The organism is Mesorhizobium sp. M0292, assembly GCF_040321695.1.
GTDB lineage: Bacteria > Pseudomonadota > Alphaproteobacteria > Rhizobiales > Rhizobiaceae > Mesorhizobium.
Genome location: NZ_JAMYSB010000021.1, coordinates 43,385 through 58,525, shown reverse-complemented (window position 1 = coordinate 58,525; position 15,141 = coordinate 43,385). Strand labels below are relative to the sequence as shown.

The following is a 15,141-nucleotide window of genomic DNA, read 5'->3' as shown; positions in this document are numbered from 1 at the left end:
GAGGACAGCATATGGCGTTACGCCGGACGTTTCGGGTGACGCTGTTGTCGATCCCCTTGCTGACTGCCGCAGCCTGCGTGCCGCAGAACGGCGCGCCGACGGCGGTGAATACCGTACCACCCACTGTCGCGCCCGCGCCGGCTCAGCAGTCCGCCCCACCTGTGGCGCCCCCGGCTTCCGCAACGGCTCCTGCAGCACCTGCCGCACCGCCAGCCAAGATTGTCACCGACCTTACGGCCCCGCGGTCTGCTGTCGGCACGGCGACTTACAGATGCGGCAATGGCGGTGTGATCACCATCCAGAACCTCGGCACGGCGCTGCGCGTTGTCAGGCCAGACGGCACGACCGAGGAGTTTGCCGCATCACCCGCCAACCAGTCCAGCCGCTACCAGGAAGCGGCGTCGCATGACGCAATCGTGATCGACGCGCGCGAGGCGCTGGTGATGAAGAGGGGCTCGACACCACAGACCTGCAAACGATAGCCTGGCGTCGATTGCAAAGGAAATGCCGCACTGCAGCGAACGGTGCGCCGGCTTTCGACGGTGGCCAAATCGATTGAAGCGAAACAGCAGCCTTTTGTCAGACTAAATGACGTTTTCAAAACGATTTTCCGGCTTTGACGCGGTGCAAAAAGAGCATTAGAAACCGGCTGTCTGAAGTCATATATCGAGGCGGTAAGTGCCGCTTTCCACCGCGGCTCCGGACATCGAACTGGGGCAGCCATGAGCAAATCACCAGCCACCCGAACCGCCAGACGTGAACGGCCGCTCTCGCCGCACCTGACGATTTACCGCCCACCGATCACCATGACGATGTCAATCATTCATCGCATCACTGGCGGGGCGCTGTATTTCGGCACGCTGCTGGTCGCCGCGTGGCTGATGGCGGCGGCGAGTTCGCAAGGCGCTTTCGATTGGATCAACTGGGCCTTCGGCACCTGGCTCGGCCGGCTCATCCTGTTCGGCTACACCTGGGCGCTGATGCACCACATGCTGGGCGGCGTGCGCCATCTCGTCTGGGACACCGGCGCCGGGCTGGAGAAACACACGGCATCGAAGATCGCCTGGGCGACGCTCGCCGGTTCCATCCTGCTCACGCTGCTGATCTGGGTCGCCGGCTACATGGCGCGGGGAACCTTGTGATGAGCGGCACGAACAACAACGATATGCGCACGCCGCTGGCCAAGGTCCGCGGTCTGGGCTCGGCCCGCGAAGGCACCGGGCATTTCTGGCGACAGCGGCTGACGGCCATTGCCAACATCCCGCTGATACTGTTCTTCGTCGGGTTCCTGATCGCGCTCAATGGCGCCGGCTTCGCCGAGGTGCGGGCGGCGCTCGCCAGTCCGTTCGTGGCGCTGGTGTTGGCGCTGGTGCTCGTTTCCGGTCTCACCCATATGCGTGTCGGCATGCAGGTCATTATCGAGGATTACGTGCATGCCGAAGGCATGAAGCTGGCGCTGATCGCACTCAGCACGTTTTTCACCATAGCGGTCGGCGTCGCCTCGATCTTCGCCCTGCTCAAACTGGCATTCGGAGGCTGATTTGGCCAAGGACGCGAAATCGGCCACCGGCTATACCTTTGTCGACCACAAGTTCGACGTGGTGGTCGTCGGCGCCGGCGGCGCCGGCCTGCGCGCCACGCTCGGCATGGCCGAGCAGGGCCTGCGCACGGCCTGCATCACCAAAGTGTTCCCGACCCGCTCGCACACGGTGGCGGCACAAGGCGGCATTGCCGCGTCGCTGTCCAACATGGGTCCGGACTCCTGGCAGTGGCACATGTACGACACCGTCAAGGGTTCGGACTGGCTGGGCGACGTCGACGCCATGGAATATCTGGTGCGCGAGGCACCGGCGGCGGTCTACGAGCTCGAGCATTACGGCGTGCCGTTCTCGCGCACCGAAGAGGGCAAGATCTACCAGCGGCCGTTCGGCGGGCACATGATGAATTATGGCGACGGCCCGCCGGTGCAGCGCACCTGTGCTGCCGCCGACCGCACCGGTCACGCCATCCTGCACACGCTCTACGGCCAGTCGCTGAAGAACAATGCACAGTTCTTCATCGAGTATTTTGCGCTCGACCTGATCATGGAACCGGACGGCACCTGCACCGGCGTCGTCGCCTGGAACCTCGACGACGGCACCATCCATCGCTTCTCCGCCAAGATGGTGGTGCTGGCGACCGGCGGATATGGCCGCGCCTATTTCTCGGCGACGTCGGCGCACACCTGTACAGGCGACGGCGGCGGCATGGCGGCACGGGCGGGCTTCCCGCTGCAGGACATGGAGTTCGTGCAGTTCCATCCGACAGGCATATACGGCGCCGGCTGCCTGATCACCGAAGGCGCGCGCGGCGAGGGCGGCTATCTCGTCAATTCCGAGGGCGAGCGCTTCATGGAACGCTACGCGCCGTCGGCCAAGGACCTGGCCTCGCGCGACGTCGTCTCGCGTTGCATGACGCTGGAGATCCGCGAAGGCCGCGGGGTCGGCAAGAACAAGGACCATATTTTCCTGCATCTCGACCATCTCGATCCGGCCGTGCTGCATGAGCGGCTGCCGGGCATTTCGGAATCGGCCAGGATTTTCGCCGGCGTCGACCTGACCAAGGAGCCGATCCCCGTGCTGCCGACGGTGCACTACAATATGGGCGGCGTGCCGACCAATTACTGGGGCGAGGTGCTGAACCCGACTGTCGAGAATCCTGACCGGGTGTCACCCGGGCTGATGGCGGTCGGCGAGGCCGGCTGTGCCTCCGTGCACGGCGCCAACCGGCTGGGCTCGAACTCGCTGATCGATCTGGTGGTGTTCGGCCGCGCCGCCGCAATCCGCGCCGGCCAGGTCATCGACCGTAATTCGGCGATCCCTTCGCCCAACGAAGCCTCGGTCGAAAACATCATGGACCGCTTCGACCGGCTGCGCCACGCCAATGGCTCGACGCCAACCGCTGTTCTGCGTGAGAAAATGCAGAAGGCGATGCAGGAAGACGCCGCCGTGTTCCGCACACAGGAGTCGCTCGAAAACGGCTGCAAGCGCATTTCGCAGATATGGACCGAGCTCAAGGACCTGAAAGTCTCCGACCGTTCGATGATCTGGAATTCCGATCTGGTCGAGACGCTGGAGCTGGAAAATCTGATGGCCAACGCCATCACCACGGTCTACGGCGCCGAGGCGCGCAAGGAGAGCCGCGGCGCGCATGCGCGCGAAGATTTCTCGGCCCGCGACGACACTATCTGGCGCAAGCATACGCTGGCCCGGCTAAGCGAGGACGGCCAAGTGAGCCTCAGCTATCGTCCGGTGCACACCGAACCGTTGGTGGCGGAAAAGGACGGCGGCATCAGCCTCGCCAAGATCGCGCCCAAGGCCAGGGTGTACTGACCATGGTGCCGAAGCTCGTCATCCGAAAGGACCTGAGGTAATGGTCGAACTCACGCTTCCCAAGAACTCCAAGGTGCAGCCGGGCAAGACCTGGCCGAAGCCGGAGGGCGCCACCAACCTGCGGGAATACCGCATCTACCGCTGGTCGCCCGACGATGACGAGAACCCGCGCATCGACACCTATTTCGTCGACATGGACGATTGTGGGCCGATGGTGCTCGATGCGCTGCTCTGGATCAAGAACAAGATCGACCCGACGCTGGCGTTGCGCCGCTCCTGCCGCGAAGGCATTTGCGGCTCCTGCGCCATGAACATCGATGGCTCCAACACGCTGGCCTGCACCAAGGGCTGCGACGACATTTCCGGCGCGGTAAAAGTCTACCCGCTGCCGCATATGCAGGTGGTCAAGGATCTGGTGCCCGACCTCACCAATTTCTACGCCCAGCACGCCTCGATCCAGCCATGGCTGAAGACAGTGTCGCCGGAGCCGGCCAAGGAATGGCTGCAGAGCCATGAAGACCGCGAGAAGCTCGATGGGCTCTACGAGTGCATCCTATGCGCCTGCTGCTCGACCTCGTGCCCGAGCTATTGGTGGAACGGCGACCGCTATCTCGGCCCGGCGACGCTGCTGCAGGCCTATCGCTGGCTGATCGACAGCCGCGACGAAGCCACGGGCGAACGGCTCGACGATCTCGAAGACCCATTCCGGCTCTACCGCTGCCACACCATCATGAACTGCGCGCAGACCTGCCCGAAGGGGCTCAACCCGGCCAAGGCGATTGCCGAGATCAAGAAGATGATGGTGGAGCGCAGAGTCTGACGCCGCCGCTACCCGCCGACTTTTCGCCGGACGCCGTCGCGGCGCTGCGCGCCCGCCTCGATCTGGTGCGAAGCCAGCCTGTAAAAATCCTGTTTGCCATCGAAAGCGGCAGCCGCGCCTGGGGGTTTCCGTCTCCCGACAGCGATTATGACTGCCGCTTTGTCTATATCAGACCGGTAACCGATCACCTCGTGCTGCAGCAGGCGCGCGATGTGATCGAGTTTCCGATCGAAGGCGAGATCGATGCCGGCGGCTGGGATCTGCGCAAGGCGTTGCTGCTGGCGCTTGGCGGCAATGCCGTCATAGTCGAATGGGCGAAGTCGCCGATCGTCTATGAGGAGGTTTCGGGGTTTCGCCAGCGCCTTCTCGATTTGCTGGCCGAGATCGTCGATCCGGCGAAGGTATCGCACCACTATCTCGGCCTTGCGCGTTCGCATGTCGCCAAGATCGGCAGTTTCTCCGGCGAGGTGAAGCTGAAGAAGCTGTTCTATCTGATCCGCCCGCTCGTGGCGCTCGACTGGATGGAACAGCGCGGCTTTGCCAGCCTGCCGCCGATGAACCTTGGCGAATGCCTCGATCAGACCGAGATACCGGCTCAAGCCAGCGACGAAATCCGCGGCCTGATCGAGCGCAAAAGCCGGACGCGGGAGATGGGCTCGGGCCTCATCCCGACCGCAATCGCGCGCTATCTCGAAGCCCGCTATGGTCACCACGAAATGAACCTAGTCGGCCCCGTCAGGGACAAAGCCGGCCAAGCGCGCAAACATGCCCTTGCAACCGAATTTTACCGCCGGGAGGCTGAACTTCAATGAGCGATGACCTTCCCATTCTCAATCCCGTCGAAGCCCGTGTGCTCGGCTGCCTGATCGAGAAGAAGGAGCTGACGCCGGATGTCTACCCGCTGACGCTGAATGCAGCACTTGCAGCCGCCAACCAGAAGACGGCGCGCGAGCCTGTCATGGCGCTGGAGCAGACGGAGGTGCATCGGACTCTCAAGCTGCTCGAGCAGAAGGGGCTGGTGCGTCAGATGTTCGGCTCGCGCGTCGAGCGCTATGAGCATCAGATGGCGCAGCGCTTCTCGCTGACCACGCCGCAGACCGCGGTGATCGGCCTGCTTTTGCTGCGCGGGCCGCAGACGGCGCATGAGTTGCTGGCGCGAGCTGAGCGCATGGCGCGGTTTTCGTCCGTCGAGGACCTGCGTGGCGAACTCGACATGCTGATCGGCCGCCGCCCGCCGCTCGTCCAGGAAATACCGCGCGGGCCGGGGCAGCGCGAGGACCGTTTTATGCATCTGCTCGCAGGACCGGTGGACGTCGCGGCGTTATCGGTGCAGCGGAGCGCGCCGGCCTTGCCTGCTTCCGACCTGGAAGCGAGATTGGAGGCTCTGGAGCAGGAAGTCGTAGCCCTTCGCGCCCGGCTTGATGCGCTGGGCGCCCAATAGTAACCGAGACGTCGGCGGGACAGCACCCCCTCTGGCCTGCCGGCCATCTCCCCCTCAAGTGGGGAGATCAGATGTCACGCCGGCCTTCGCCAATTACGAACGTCGAAAGAAGAGTGCCAGCTACCGAGCTTCCAATTTCCCCGGGAGATGCCCGGCAGGGCAGAGGGGGGCGCGAAGAATCGCTACCCCGGGCAAAATCGGCGGATCACCCCAGTTTCGCGTCGAGCGACACTTTGATGGCGCCGAGCGCCTTCGAAACCGGGCATTCGGCCTTGGCCTTCTCGGCCAATTCCTTGAACTTCGCCGCATCGATGCCCGGTACCTTGCCGATCAGGGTGATGGCGCTGCCGGTGATGCCGGTGCCGGGGACCAGCGTCACCACCGCCTTGGCGTCGAGCTCGGTGGCGGGCGTGCCGTTCTCGGCCAGGAAATGCGACAGCTGCATGGCGTAGCATCCGGCGTGTGCCGCCGCGATCAACTCTTCGGGATTGGTGCCGGATTTGCCGCTCTCGTCCTCGAAGCGAGCCTTGAACGAATAGGGCGTGCCCTTCAAGGTGCCGCTCTGGCTGTCGAGCGTGCCCGTGCCCTCCTTCAGATTGCCTTTCCAGACGGCGTTTGCGGTACGGTCCATAGAATTCTCCTTGATTACAGCGACAGCGCCGGCCACGCGGCGTTCCCTCCAACTATAGCGCGGCGGCAGGGGAAGACCACCGCGCTGTTTCGGCCGGATGCGACGCCGGCGTGCCCTGCAAATTTTTCTGAAAAAATGTGCGTGCAAAAATGTCGACTTGCATCGGCGCCGGCCGTCCTGCGAGCGTCCACGGATTCTCGTGGCGGATGGAGATCCAAGATGAACAATCTGTTTTCTGCCCATTGGAACGACGCCGACAAAAGCGCGCGTCTACACGAGATCGAGTGCTCGCGACCTTCCGGCTTCGGCCGGCTGCTTGCTGCGGTCGCCGTGATCGGCATTGCGGTCTGCGTGCTCGACCACGCTGCTGCCGGCAAGGATGCCGCCGGCGCCGTGATCACCTATGGTTCGTCACAGCAAGGGAGCTGGAAATGAAATATGTCTGTCTGGTCTACGGCGAGGAAAAGGACCTCCATGCCATGACGCCTGAGCGTCTGGCCAAGCTCGACGCCGATTCGATGGCCTATGACCGGTCATTGGACCAGCAAGGCAAGCTGATCATCGCGCAGGCGCTGCAATCGGTGAAGACGTCGAAGACGGTGCGGCGGCGCCAAGGCAAGCGGCTGATCACTGACGGTCCGTTTGCCGAAACCAAGGAGCAGTTGCTTGGTTTCGTCATGATCGAAGCCGACACTCTCGACAAGGCGCTGGAGATCGCCGGCAAAATTCCGCTGGCTGAAATCGGCACCGTCGAAGTCAGGGCGATCTACGACGTGCCGGGGTCATAGGCGGCGGCGACGTCATGCAGGCCGGCGGATCATATCCGCCGCCTTCTCGGCGATCATCACCACTGGCGAGGCGGTGTTGCCGGAGACGATGCGCGGCATGATCGACGCGTCGATGATCCGCAGCCCCTCGATACCGGTCACGCGCAGGTCCGGGCTGACGACGGCGCGGCCGTCGACACCCATCCTACAGGTGCCGACCGGGTGGAAGATGGTCGTCGCGATCGAGCCGATCTGGTGCAGCAGGTCCTCGTCCGACTGGTGGGCGAGACCAGGCAGGATTTCTTCCGGATGGAAGCCGGCAAGAGCCTTGGCGGTCATGATGCTGCGCGCCTGGCGCACCGAACGCAGCGCGATCTCGCGGTCGCGCGCCGTAGAGAGGTAGTTCAGCCGGATCTCCGGCTGCACGGCCAGCTCGCGCGTCGTAGCGTGCACCGAGCCGACGCTCTCGGGCCGCAGATTGCAGACCGACATGGTGATTGCCGGGAACGGGTGCAGCGGGTCGCCCAGCCGGTCGGTAGACAAGGGCTGGACGTGGTACTCCAGGTCCGGCGTCGCCATCGACGGATCGGATTTCGAGAACATGCCGAACTGGCTCGGCGCCATCGACATCGGTCCCGAGCGGCCAAAGGCATATTGCAGCGCGATCTTCGCCTTGCCGCTCAGGCTGTTGGCTAGCGTGTTGAGCGTCAGCGCCGACGACACTTTGTAGACAGTGCGGATCTGCAGATGGTCCTGAAGGTTCTCGCCGACATCGGGGCTGGCGTGAACCACATCGATGCCGAGCGCGGCGAGGCGATCCGGCTCGCCGACCCCGGAAAGCTCCAGCAGTTTCGGCGTGTTGATCGAGCCGGCGGTCAGCAGCACCTCGCTCCTGGCCTTTGCCTCGATGGTTTGGCCGCCGACGCGATAACAAACGCCGATAGCACGCTTGCCCTCGAACAACACCGTCTCGACATGCGCGTTGACGACCAGCCTGAGGTTCGGCCGCCGCAGCGCCGGGCGCAAGAATGCCTTGGCTGTGTTCCAGCGCACGCCCTTGCTCTGGTTGACTTCGAAGAAGCCGGACCCCTCATTGTCGCCGTCGTTAAAATCCTCGCGCGGCATGATGCCGAATTCCTTGGCCGCCTCCTGCACGGTGTTCAGGATCGGCCACGACAGGCGTTGCCGCGCCACTTTCCATTCGCCGCGGGAGCCATGCAGCTCGGTCTTGCCGCCATGATGGTCCTCGGATTTGAGGAAGTAGGGCAGCACATCGTCCCAGCCCCAGCCGACATTGCCCATCTGCCGCCAGCCATCGTAGTCCGCCGCCTGTCCCCGCATGTAGATCATGCCGTTGACCGAGGTGCAGCCGCCCAGCACCTTGCCGCGGGGATAGACCAGCGAGCGGCCGTTCAGGCCGGCTTCGGGGGCAGTCTTCATCATCCAGTCGGTGCGCGGATTGCCGATGCAATAGAGATAGCCGACCGGGATATGCACCCAGTGATAATTGTCGCTGCCGCCGGCCTCGAGCAGCAGCACGCGCGTCGCCGGGTTTTCGCTCAGGCGATTGGCCAGCACGCAGCCGGCGGTGCCTGCGCCGACAATGATGTAGTCGTAGTCGCCATCGAGCCGTTGGGTCATTGCGGTGGTTTACTCGGCGGTGTTCTACTCGGTTCTGCGGCGTGTTCGGCCCAGAACGATCGCAGCGTATCGGCAAGGCCGCAATAGGCGCGATAACGCCTGTTGTAATGGTCCTGCATGGCCGGGTTCGGACGGTAGGCGGCGCTTGACCGGGTCATGGCGTCGACGCCGGCCTCATAGTCGGCGAACAGGCCGGCCGCGACCCCGGCGCCGATCGCCGCACCAAGTGCGCCGGTCTCGCGTGCTTCAGGGACGGTGATCGGCACGCCAAGCCCGTCGGCGAAGATCTGCGGCCAGTGCTCGCTGCGCGAACCGCCGCCGGACAGGACCGCTTTGTCGAAGCTGACACCGGCGTCCTTCAGAACATTGATGTGGCGCCGGTGCTCGAACATCACGCCCTCGAACAGCGCGCGCAGCATATGGCCTTCCCTATGCCAGCCGGCGAGGCCGTAGAAGCCGGCGCGGAACTCCGCCCCTTGTCCCGACCCGTAGAGAAACGGGTGGAACATCGGATCGTCCCAGGTTGGCGTCACCGCGCCGACAGCCGCGTTGCAGTGGCCGAACGGATCGTCATGATGGGCACCGCGCTCGATGCGAAGTCAGCGTTATCGCTAAGCGGTTGCATCATTAGTGCCCGTGACGAGCGACCTGAACCCAGGACGCCCGATCTCGGCGTCTGGATGATTAGGGGGCCAGCTCTGTTTTCTCATCAGATACAATTCTTGCGTGTTGAAGCAACGCCGGAGTTCTCCTATCGTCGCCGCATTTTCGGGGGAATTCGACATGCCTTTCCTGATTGCTATTCTCGGCGTGCTGGGAGCCGGGGCGTTCTGGTGGTATCGCATGAAGGCCATGAACGAAGCCGCGCGCGAGGTCGCCGACGTCGTCGGCCGCGTCCAGGGCAACATAAGGCGCAAGAAGCTGCGCAAGCAAGCGGCGCTGTCGCCGCTGACGGCGATCGACGATCCGGTGGTGGCGGCGGCAACGCTGATCACCGCACTGGCAGCGGAGCACGGCCCGATCCTGCCGAAGCGTGAAACGGTCATCCGCGAGGTGATCTCGCAGATTGCGGACAACCAGAAGAAGACCGATGAAGCCGTCGTCTACGCCAAATGGGCCGCGGCGCAGATCGACGACACGACGATCGTCATCGACAAGCTGGCGCCCTTCCTGCGCGAGCGCCTCGATCCGCATGAGCGCGAAGACCTGCTGCAGATGCTGGATCGTGTTGCCAAGAGCGGCGAGCAGAGTTTCAAGGTCGCCGACCAACGCATGCTGCGACTGCGGCAGAAGCTGGGGTTTGAGGTCAACTGAGAAACAGCCCGGGCGCATGTCATTCTGGATAGCGAGCGTGGTAGGATCGGCTGCCGCTTACCTTATCGGCTCTACGCCTGCCGGCTATCTGGCGGGGAAACTGCTTAAGGGCATCGATATCCGGGAGCACGGCTCCAAGTCCACCGGTGCGACAAATGTATTGCGCACACTCGGGAAATGGCCAGCATTGGTGGTGCTTCTGGTGGACGTGCTGAAAGGGGCGGCAGCGGTCATCTTTGCCCGTTGGTTTTGTTTCTGGTCTTCCGCAACGCCGCCGTCGGCAATATCTGATATGCCCGTTTGGGCTCCTTGGGTTGTATGCTTGGCCGGACTCGCTGTTTTGCTTGGGCATAGCCGTTCGATCTGGCTGAATTTCACCGGCGGCAAATCGGCTGCGACGGGGTTGGGTGTTTTGTTGGCGATGTCCTGGCCTGTGGGTCTAGGCGCGGCGACGGCATTTGCCGTGGTGTTGGCAGTTTCCCGAATTGTGTCCCTGAGTTCGATGCTGGCGGCGCTCACCGCGATCGCCCTCGTCGGCGGCATGGAACAACCATTGCCCTACCGGTTGCTGGTCATCGCCGGCGGCATCTACGTGATCGTGCGCCACCGCGCCAACATTGCGCGGCTGATGTCAGGAGCCGAGCCGCGTCTATGACAAAGCGGCACTCATTCCCGGCCTAAATCGCCTCACCCTTGAGCAGCCGTGGTGTGCCGTTGGACAACCCCGACGCCTGGCGGATGAAGAACTCCTTCAGCCTGGGCATCCGTTCGACAAGGCCGAGGCCTATGTCGCGGAGCTGGCGCAGCGGGCCGATGTCGTTGGAAAACAGCCGGTTCAGCACATCTGTGGTGACGCCCATCTGCACCGTGTCGAAGCGGCGCCATTGCTGGTAGCGCTCGAGCACGGCGAGCGCGCCGATATCCTGTCCCAAGCGATCGGCCTCGACCACCACTTCGGCAAGGGCCGCCACATCCTTGAAGCCGAGATTGAGGCCCTGGCCGGCGATCGGGTGGATGCCGTGCGCGGCGTCGCCGGCAAGTGCTACGCGCGGGGCGACGAAGGCGCGCGCGATGGTCAGGCCGAGCGGCCAGGCGCGCGGCTTGTCGGTGACGCGGATTTCGCCGAGCTTCAGGCCGAAGCGCGATTCAAGCTCCTGCTCGAAGACGAGGTCGTCGCCCGAGACCAGCTTTTCGGCATCCTCGGAACGTTCGACCCAGACCAGCGACGAACGGTTGGTGCCGTCCTCGGTCGGCTTGAGCGGCAGCGTTGCAAACGGGCCGGCCGGCAGAAAATGCTCTTCGGCGCGGCCATTGTGCGGGCGCTCATGCGCCACCGTGCAGACGATGCCGGACTGGCCATATTCCCATTTCACCGTCTTGATGCCGGCCATGTCGCGCAATTTGGAATTGACGCCGTCGGCGGCGACCAGCAGCCGCGCCTCAATCGCCACGCCGTCGGCCAGATGCACGGTGATGCCGGCGCCATTGCCGTCGAACGATGCGACCGCGACACCTTCGATGATGTCGATGCCGAGCTTTTGCGCGCGGCGGCGCAAGGCGCTGTTCAGGTCCTTGTTGGCGACCATGTGGGCGAACGGTTCGCCCGGCGCGACCTCGCCATCGAAGGTGAGAAACACCGGACGCACCGGATCGGCGGTGCGCGAATCGGTGACGATCATCTCGGTGATCGCCTGCGATTGCCCGACGATTTCCTGCCAGACGCCGAGCTGGTCGAGCATGCGGCAGGCGGCGGCGGCGATCGCCGAGGCGCGGCGGTCCTTCTGCCAGACGCCGGCGGGGGCAGCATCAACGACCGCCACGGCGAGGCCCGGCCGCGCCTGTTTCAGCGACACGGCGGCCGCGAGGCCGACATAGCCGGCGCCAGCGACCAGCACGTCGAGCGGGGTTTTTGCGTCCGGGTTGCGGTTCGCCATGTCAATTCCTTTCGAAGTCTCGACCATCCCCGCCCACTGGGGCATTCCGGCCTTGACTGCCCGCCATTCCTGTCGGAAACCGCCATAGCATCTTACGGCGAGGTCACGAAGCATGACGGCGGCCATGGACGAGCTTCTCAGCATTCTCGACCTCGAGCAGCTGGAACACAATCTTTACCGTGGTCGCAGCCCCAAGCTCGACTGGCAGCGCGTTTTCGGCGGCCAGACCATCGCCCAGGCGCTGGTCGCCGCGCAGCGCACCGTCGAGCCCGAGCGCCACGTGCATTCGCTGCACGGCTATTTCATGCGGCCCGGCGACACCAAGGTGCCGATCGTCTACGAGGTCGACCGCATCCGCGATGGCGGCTCCTTCACCACGCGGCGCGTGGTGGCGATCCAGCACGGCCAGGCGATCTTTTCGCTGGAAGCCTCGTTCCAGCAGGACGAGGTTGGCCTTGAGCATCAGCTGCCGATGCCGCGCGACGTGCCGCCGCCCGACAGCCTGTTGTCGCAGCGCGAATTGCTGGGCAAGTTCGGCGAGGCGGTGCCGGACGGCATCAAGCGCTACTGGGAGCGTGACCGGCCGATCGAGATGAAGCCGGTGATGCTGAAGCATTACACCAGCCGCGAAAAGCTGGAGCCGCAGCAGAACATCTGGATCCGCACCACCGGCCCGGTGCCGGCCGACCGCGGCATCCAGGCGGCGGTGCTTGCCTACCTCTCCGACATGACGCTGCTCGACACCTCGACCTTTGCGCACGGCCGCGCCATTTTCGACCGCGACATCCAGGCGGCGAGCCTCGACCATGCGATGTGGTTCCATCGCAGCCATCCGCTCGATGACTGGATCCTGTACACGCAGGACAGCCCGTCGACGCAGGGGTCGCGCGGCTTCACCCGCGGCTCGCTGTTTGCCCGCGACGGCACGCTGATCGCCTCGGTTGCCCAGGAAGGCTTGATCCGGCTGAAGCGGCCGCCTGCCGAATAGGCATTTTCGAAAAATTGCCTACTTTTTAATCAGTGACTGTCCGTTGACAGTGCCCATCGTGCCGCCGCGACTCGAGCGATCCGTTTATTTACAATGAGTTAACACCCTGCTTCGGCAACTGGCACGGAGCTTGAATCCTGTTGGGCACTCTCCGGGCTTTTTGGGATCGGTGAAGGTGTGCAAACGCGGGGGACCGCAACAGCAAAGGGTGAAACCTTATGAAAATCGTGATGGCAATCATCAAGCCGTTCAAGCTCGACGAGGTGCGCGAAGCACTCACCGCCGTCGGCATCCAGGGCCTGACCGTCACCGAAGTCAAAGGCTACGGGCGTCAGAAGGGACACACGGAAATCTATCGCGGGGCGGAATACGCGGTCAGTTTCCTGCCGAAAATCAAGATCGAAGTCGCGGTTAGCACAGATCTGGTCGACAAGGCCGTCGAAGCCATCACGGCGGCGGCCAAGACCGGCCAGATCGGCGACGGCAAGATCTTCGTCTTCGGCATCGATCAGGCGGTGCGCATCCGTACCGGCGAAACAGACACCGACGCACTTTGAGCGGCGAACACGTATTCCAATGGAGAGTTCAATGAATATACCTTCCACCTTGAAGTCAGTGGCGCGCTCCGCGCTGCTGGGCTCCTTAGCGCTCGGAGCATTGGGCACGGTTGCTGCCTTCGCGCAGGAGGCGGCTCCCGCCGTCGCGGCGGCAGCGCCAGCAGCGCCGGCTTTTACCGTCGACAAGGGCGACACCACGTGGATGATGATTTCCACCGTGCTGGTGCTGTTGATGACCATTCCCGGCCTTGCGCTTTTCTACGGCGGCCTGGTTCGTACCAAGAACATGCTGTCGGTGCTGATGCAGGTCTTCACCATCACCAGCGTGGTCATGATCATCTGGGTCTTCTACGGCTACAGCCTCGCCTTCACCCCGGGCAACGCCTTCGTCGGCGGCCTTTCGAAGATGTTTCTCTCCGGCGTCAACGTATCGACGCTTTCGGAAACCTTCAGCAAGGGCGTCGCCATTCCTGAACTGGTGTTCGTCGTCTTCCAGATGACCTTCGCCTGCATCACGCCCGCCCTGATCGTCGGCGCATTCGCCGAACGCGTCAAATTCTCCGCCTTGATCCTTTTCGTTATCCTATGGGTGACGTTAATCTACTTCCCGATCGCGCACATGGTCTGGTTCTGGGGCGGCCCGAGCGCCTATGCCGACCCGTCCGGCCTGATCTTCAGCTTCGGCGCCATCGACTTCGCCGGCGGCACGGTCGTTCACATCAATGCGGGCATTGCCGGTCTCGTCGGCGCGCTGATGATCGGCAAGCGCATCGGCTACAAGAAGGACATCATGGCGCCGCACTCGATGACGCTGACCATGGTCGGCGCTTCATTGCTGTGGGTCGGCTGGTTCGGCTTCAACGCCGGTTCGAACCTCGAAGCGAACGCCTATGCGGTGCTGGCGATGATCAACACCTTCGTCGCCACGGCGGCGGCGGCAGTGGCCTGGATCGTGCTTGAATCGCTGCTGCGCGGCAAAGCCTCCATGCTCGGCGCTGTTTCGGGCGCGGTCACCGGCCTCGTCGCGATTACGCCGGCTGCAGGTTTTGCCGGCCCGATGGGCGCTATCGTGCTTGGCATCGTCGCCACCTTCGTCTGCTACTTCTTCGTCTCGGTGGTGAAGAACACGTTCGACTATGATGACAGCCTCGATGTCTTCGGCGTCCACTGCGTCGGTGGCATCATCGGTGCGCTAGGCACTGGCATTCTGGTCAATCCCGCCCTCGGCGGCGCCGGCATCGTCGACTATTCGACGGCCGACTTCGCCGCCGGCTATGCCGGCACGGCCACGCAGCTCCTGGCGCAGGGCAAAGGCGTCCTGGTAACCCTGCTGTGGTCGGGCATCGGCAGCGCAATCCTCTACAAGGTCGTCGACTTGATCATCGGTCTGCGTCCGACAGCCGACGCCGAGCGCGAAGGCCTCGACCTGACTTCGCATGGCGAAGCGGCCTACCACTCGTAAGCCTTGCGGGGCGGCCTCGGCCGCCCCGCATTCTCCCATCCCGTCGTGACGCTCCCGAAAGGAGTTCACGCTTTGAGGCCCGGGTCATTCCGGGCCTCTCTTTTTGGCAACCGTGCTGGCAGGCCTCGGTCCCTGCGCAATCACGTTCTAGTGATGGCCGCCGGCGGGGAGACGTCGACCGGATTGGTTCCGAACTGTTGAGACTGCCTACAGTG

17 protein-coding genes and 1 pseudogene are annotated in these 15,141 nt (G+C 63.7%); 14 read left to right on the top strand and 4 right to left on the bottom strand.

All coding sequences use genetic code 11. From position 1 onward, the window contains the following. Positions 1 to 11: 11 nt before the first annotated feature. From NKI96_RS25435 to NKI96_RS25405, 7 genes are all read left to right on the top strand, one after another. Positions 12 to 482, top strand: coding sequence for a hypothetical protein (locus tag NKI96_RS25435; protein WP_023736777.1), 471 nt, complete (start codon positions 12 to 14; stop codon positions 480 to 482). Between the two features lie 240 nt (positions 483 to 722). Next, positions 723 to 1,142: a succinate dehydrogenase, cytochrome b556 subunit gene (gene sdhC, locus NKI96_RS25430; protein ID WP_023683884.1), complete on the top strand. Its 420-nt coding sequence runs from the start codon at positions 723 to 725 to the stop codon at positions 1,140 to 1,142. After that, positions 1,142 to 1,540 (top strand): succinate dehydrogenase, hydrophobic membrane anchor protein, encoded by a 399-nt coding sequence (gene sdhD / locus NKI96_RS25425; RefSeq protein WP_023683885.1) that lies wholly within the window; start codon positions 1,142 to 1,144, stop codon positions 1,538 to 1,540. Before sdhC ends, sdhD begins: the two co-directional genes overlap by 1 nt. Before the next feature lies 1 nt (position 1,541). Further along, on the top strand, positions 1,542 to 3,371 hold the full coding sequence (gene sdhA / locus NKI96_RS25420; RefSeq protein WP_352520158.1) for a succinate dehydrogenase flavoprotein subunit: 1,830 nt from the start codon (positions 1,542 to 1,544) through the stop codon (positions 3,369 to 3,371). A gap of 40 nt (positions 3,372 to 3,411) precedes the next feature. Then, positions 3,412 to 4,191 (top strand): succinate dehydrogenase iron-sulfur subunit, encoded by a 780-nt coding sequence (locus NKI96_RS25415; RefSeq protein ID WP_023670510.1) that lies wholly within the window; start codon positions 3,412 to 3,414, stop codon positions 4,189 to 4,191. Positions 4,192 to 4,256: 65 nt separating this feature from the next. Beyond that, entirely contained in the window at positions 4,257 to 5,003 is a 747-nt protein-coding gene (locus tag NKI96_RS25410; protein WP_023730237.1) for a nucleotidyltransferase domain-containing protein, read from the top strand. Further along, complete coding sequence (locus NKI96_RS25405; protein ID WP_352741021.1) at positions 5,000 to 5,632, top strand: YceH family protein; 633 nt, start codon at positions 5,000 to 5,002, stop codon at positions 5,630 to 5,632. Before NKI96_RS25410 ends, NKI96_RS25405 begins: the two co-directional genes overlap by 4 nt. A gap of 205 nt (positions 5,633 to 5,837) precedes the next feature. Here the strand turns inward: NKI96_RS25405 and NKI96_RS25400 are convergent, their stop codons facing one another. Further along, a complete protein-coding gene (locus NKI96_RS25400; protein WP_023670508.1) occupies positions 5,838 to 6,263 on the bottom strand; it encodes an OsmC family protein in 426 nt (141 codons plus the stop codon). Between the two features lie 219 nt (positions 6,264 to 6,482). On the opposite strand from NKI96_RS25400, the gene NKI96_RS25395 reads away from it, so the two are divergent. Together NKI96_RS25395 and NKI96_RS25390 are read left to right on the top strand one after the other, a co-directional pair. Beyond that, the gene (locus tag NKI96_RS25395) at positions 6,483 to 6,698 is read left to right on the top strand and encodes a hypothetical protein (RefSeq protein WP_023698372.1); all 216 of its coding nucleotides are present in this window, start codon (positions 6,483 to 6,485) and stop codon (positions 6,696 to 6,698) included. After that, positions 6,695 to 7,051: a YciI family protein gene (locus NKI96_RS25390; RefSeq protein WP_023698373.1), complete on the top strand. Its 357-nt coding sequence runs from the start codon at positions 6,695 to 6,697 to the stop codon at positions 7,049 to 7,051. The genes NKI96_RS25395 and NKI96_RS25390 overlap by 4 nt, the downstream gene beginning before the upstream one ends. Before the next feature lie 12 nt (positions 7,052 to 7,063). On the opposite strand, the gene NKI96_RS25385 is transcribed toward NKI96_RS25390, so the two are convergent. Both NKI96_RS25385 and NKI96_RS25380 read right to left on the bottom strand, forming a co-directional pair. Beyond that, entirely contained in the window at positions 7,064 to 8,671 is a 1,608-nt protein-coding gene (locus tag NKI96_RS25385; RefSeq protein ID WP_023747371.1) for a GMC family oxidoreductase, read from the bottom strand. Next, positions 8,668 to 9,258 (bottom strand): annotated as a pseudogene (locus tag NKI96_RS25380) (FGGY-family carbohydrate kinase); the annotation flags it as partial. The gene NKI96_RS25385 and the pseudogene NKI96_RS25380, both read right to left, overlap by 4 nt. A gap of 196 nt (positions 9,259 to 9,454) precedes the next feature. Here NKI96_RS25380 and NKI96_RS25375 point away from each other — a divergent pair. Beyond that, positions 9,455 to 9,985: a hypothetical protein gene (locus tag NKI96_RS25375; RefSeq protein WP_023670503.1), complete on the top strand. Its 531-nt coding sequence runs from the start codon at positions 9,455 to 9,457 to the stop codon at positions 9,983 to 9,985. Between the two features lie 16 nt (positions 9,986 to 10,001). Further along, entirely contained in the window at positions 10,002 to 10,640 is a 639-nt protein-coding gene (gene plsY, locus NKI96_RS25370; RefSeq protein ID WP_023670502.1) for a glycerol-3-phosphate 1-O-acyltransferase PlsY, read from the top strand. A 22-nt stretch (positions 10,641 to 10,662) separates the two neighbouring features. Here plsY and NKI96_RS25365 read toward each other — a convergent pair whose 3' ends face one another. Beyond that, positions 10,663 to 11,919, bottom strand: coding sequence for a ubiquinone biosynthesis hydroxylase (locus NKI96_RS25365; protein WP_352806807.1), 1,257 nt, complete (start codon positions 11,917 to 11,919; stop codon positions 10,663 to 10,665). A gap of 112 nt (positions 11,920 to 12,031) precedes the next feature. On the opposite strand from NKI96_RS25365, the gene tesB reads away from it, so the two are divergent. From tesB to NKI96_RS25350, 3 genes are all read left to right on the top strand, one after another. Further along, positions 12,032 to 12,907 (top strand): acyl-CoA thioesterase II, encoded by an 876-nt coding sequence (tesB, locus tag NKI96_RS25360; RefSeq protein ID WP_023687727.1) that lies wholly within the window; start codon positions 12,032 to 12,034, stop codon positions 12,905 to 12,907. A gap of 218 nt (positions 12,908 to 13,125) precedes the next feature. Beyond that, positions 13,126 to 13,464 (top strand): P-II family nitrogen regulator, encoded by a 339-nt coding sequence (locus tag NKI96_RS25355; protein ID WP_023670499.1) that lies wholly within the window; start codon positions 13,126 to 13,128, stop codon positions 13,462 to 13,464. A 31-nt stretch (positions 13,465 to 13,495) separates the two neighbouring features. Next, positions 13,496 to 14,926, top strand: a complete 1,431-nt coding sequence (locus NKI96_RS25350; RefSeq protein ID WP_023670498.1) for an ammonium transporter — start codon at positions 13,496 to 13,498, stop codon at positions 14,924 to 14,926. Positions 14,927 to 15,141: the final 215 nt, after the last annotated feature.

Coding starts and splice junctions, on each gene's coding strand:
- NKI96_RS25435 (WP_023736777.1), top strand. CDS start 12: ATGGCGTTACGCCGGACGTTTCGGGTGACGCTGTTGTCGATCCCCTTG.
- NKI96_RS25385 (WP_023747371.1), bottom strand. CDS start 8,671: ATGACCCAACGGCTCGATGGCGACTACGACTACATCATTGTCGGCGCA.
- NKI96_RS25405 (WP_352741021.1), top strand. CDS start 5,000: ATGAGCGATGACCTTCCCATTCTCAATCCCGTCGAAGCCCGTGTGCTC.
- NKI96_RS25365 (WP_352806807.1), bottom strand. CDS start 11,919: ATGGCGAACCGCAACCCGGACGCAAAAACCCCGCTCGACGTGCTGGTC.
- NKI96_RS25355 (WP_023670499.1), top strand. CDS start 13,126: ATGAAAATCGTGATGGCAATCATCAAGCCGTTCAAGCTCGACGAGGTG.
- plsY (WP_023670502.1), top strand. CDS start 10,002: ATGTCATTCTGGATAGCGAGCGTGGTAGGATCGGCTGCCGCTTACCTT.
- sdhD (WP_023683885.1), top strand. CDS start 1,142: ATGAGCGGCACGAACAACAACGATATGCGCACGCCGCTGGCCAAGGTC.
- tesB (WP_023687727.1), top strand. CDS start 12,032: ATGACGGCGGCCATGGACGAGCTTCTCAGCATTCTCGACCTCGAGCAG.
- NKI96_RS25395 (WP_023698372.1), top strand. CDS start 6,483: ATGAACAATCTGTTTTCTGCCCATTGGAACGACGCCGACAAAAGCGCG.
- sdhC (WP_023683884.1), top strand. CDS start 723: ATGAGCAAATCACCAGCCACCCGAACCGCCAGACGTGAACGGCCGCTC.
- NKI96_RS25350 (WP_023670498.1), top strand. CDS start 13,496: ATGAATATACCTTCCACCTTGAAGTCAGTGGCGCGCTCCGCGCTGCTG.
- NKI96_RS25390 (WP_023698373.1), top strand. CDS start 6,695: ATGAAATATGTCTGTCTGGTCTACGGCGAGGAAAAGGACCTCCATGCC.
- NKI96_RS25415 (WP_023670510.1), top strand. CDS start 3,412: ATGGTCGAACTCACGCTTCCCAAGAACTCCAAGGTGCAGCCGGGCAAG.
- NKI96_RS25375 (WP_023670503.1), top strand. CDS start 9,455: ATGCCTTTCCTGATTGCTATTCTCGGCGTGCTGGGAGCCGGGGCGTTC.
- NKI96_RS25400 (WP_023670508.1), bottom strand. CDS start 6,263: ATGGACCGTACCGCAAACGCCGTCTGGAAAGGCAATCTGAAGGAGGGC.